This is a genomic window from Streptococcus cristatus, from assembly GCF_003944225.1.
GTDB classification, from domain to species: Bacteria; Bacillota; Bacilli; order Lactobacillales; family Streptococcaceae; genus Streptococcus; species Streptococcus cristatus_K.
In genome coordinates this window covers 1-1,869 of sequence record NZ_RJPN01000021.1, presented here as the reverse complement: position 1 = coordinate 1,869, position 1,869 = coordinate 1, and the positions used below count along the sequence as shown (strand labels likewise).

Sequence of the window (1,869 nt, the reverse complement as noted above, 5' to 3'; positions counted from 1 at the left end):
GCACTGAGGCTTGTGCTCAAACTTGTACTTACTGAATCTGAGGCACTGAGTGAAGCACTTAGACTTGTGCTCAAACTTGTGCTTGCTGAATCTGAAGCGCTAATTGAGGCACTGAGGCTTGTACTCAAGCTGGTGCTTGCTGAGTCGCTTGCATTAAGTGACGCACTGAGGCTCGTGCTCAAACTTGTACTTGCTGAATCTGAAGCACTAATTGAGGCACTTAGGCTTGTGCTCAAACTTGTACTTATTGAATCTGAGGCACTAATTGAGGCACTGAGACTTGTGCTCAAGCTTGTGCTGGCTGAATCTGAAGCACTAATTGAGGCACTGAGGCTTGTNCTCAAGCTGGTGCTTGCTGAATCTGAGGCACTGATTGATGNACTGAGGCTTGTGCTCAAACTTGTACTTACTGAATCTGAGGCACTGAGTGAAGCACTTAGACTTGTGCTCAAACTTGTGCTTGCTGAATCTGAAGCGCTAATTGAGGCACTGAGGCTTGTACTCAAGCTGGTGCTTGCTGAATCTGAGGCACTGAGTGAAGCACTTAGACTTGTGCTCAAACTTGTACTTGCTGAGTCTGAGGCACTGATTGATGCACTGAGGCTTGTGCTCAAACTTGTACTTACTGAATCTGAGGCACTGAGTGAAGCACTTAGACTTGTGCTCAAACTTGTGCTTGCTGAATCTGAGGCACTGATTGATGCACTGAGGCTTGTTCTCAAGCTGGTGCTTGCTGAATCTGAAGCACTTACTGAGACAGACTGGCTAGTGCTCAAGGACGCTGAAGCAGACTCGCTGGTTGAAACGGATTGACTCAAGCTCAACGAAGCTGAGGCACTTGCACTTGCTGATACAGACTGGCTGGTGCTCAATGAGCTTGAAGCTGATTCACTTGTTGAAACGGACTGGCTCAGACTTACTGATGCTGAGGCACTTGCACTTGTTGAAACTGATTGACTCAAGCTCAATGAAGATGAAGCAGACTCGCTTGTTGAAACTGACTGGCTCAGGCTTACTGATGCTGAAGCACTTGCACTTGCTGATACAGACTGGCTGGTGCTCAATGAGCTTGAAGCTGATTCACTTGTTGAAACTGACTGGCTCAAGCTCAAGGACGCTGAAGCACTTGCGCTGGTTGAGACAGACTGGCTGGTGTTCAATGAGCTTGAAGCTGATTCACTTGTTGAAACTGACTGACTTGCGCTCAATGACGCTGAAGCAGACTCGCTGGTTGAAACTGACTGGCTCAAGCTCAACGATGCTGAAGCGCTTGCACTTGTTGAGACTGACTGGCTAGTGCTCAAGGACGCTGAAGCAGACTCGCTGGTTGAAACTGATTGACTCAAGCTTACTGATGCTGAAGCACTTGCACTTACTGAGACTGACTGGCTCAAGCTCAAGGACGCTGAAGCACTTGAACTTACTGAGACTGACTGGCTCAAGCTCAGTGACGCTGAAGCCGATTCACTTGTTGAAACTGATTGGCTCAGGCTCAATGAGGCTGAAGCACTTGCACTTACTGAGACAGACTGNCTCAAGCTCAGTGATGCTGAAGCACTTGCACTTGTTGAGACTGATTGGCTCAGGCTTACTGATGCTGAAGCGCTTGTACTTGCTGAGACAGACTGGCTGGCGCTCAATGAAGTTGAGGCTGACTCGCTTGTTGAAACTGACTGGCTCAAGCTTACTGATGCTGAAGCGCTTGTACTTGCTGAGACAGACTGGCTGGCGCTCAATGAAGTTGAGGCTGACTCGCTTGTTGAAACTGACTGGCTCAAGCTTACTGATGCTGAAGTGCTTGTGCTTGCTGAGACAGACTGGCTGGTACTCAATGACGTTGAAGCTGATTCACTTGTTGAAACTGACTGG

1 protein-coding gene is annotated in these 1,869 nt (G+C 48.4%); it reads left to right on the top strand.

What is annotated here, in order from left to right; translation table 11 throughout:
- Window positions 1-799: 799 nt before the first annotated feature.
- Complete coding sequence (locus D8797_RS10215; RefSeq protein ID WP_185780874.1) at window positions 800-1,297, top strand: hypothetical protein; 498 nt, start codon at window positions 800-802, stop codon at window positions 1,295-1,297.
- Window positions 1,298-1,869 lie beyond the last annotated feature (572 nt).